The sequence below is a fragment of the Paraburkholderia sp. SIMBA_030 genome, assembly GCF_046535245.1.
Classification (GTDB): domain Bacteria; phylum Pseudomonadota; class Gammaproteobacteria; order Burkholderiales; family Burkholderiaceae; genus Paraburkholderia.
In genome coordinates this window covers 1-258 of sequence record NZ_JAWRXB010000946.1, presented here as the reverse complement: position 1 = coordinate 258, position 258 = coordinate 1, and the positions used below count along the sequence as shown (strand labels likewise).

1 pseudogene is annotated in these 258 nt (G+C 46.5%); it reads left to right on the top strand.

The features are described 5' to 3' along the window. Positions 1-258 (top strand): annotated as a pseudogene (locus tag SB772_RS42810) (phosphomannomutase CpsG); the annotation flags it as partial.

The window sequence follows — 258 nt, the reverse complement described above, 5'->3', positions numbered from 1 at the left end:
GCTATATTGCCGCCTATCCCAGCTCAGGCGAGCTAAACTTTCGTCTCACAACCCATGATGCAGCGGCTATTATCAGCGCTATCGAAGCCAAGTTCAGCAACGAGCAACCAGTTAAATCGACACTCGATGGTTTAAGTCTGAATTTTGGTGACTGGCGCTTCAATCTACGTGCCTCGAATACCGAACCACTTATTAGATTGAATATCGAAAGTCGCGGTGATCAACCGTTACTGGCTGCTAAAACTCAAGAAATTCAGC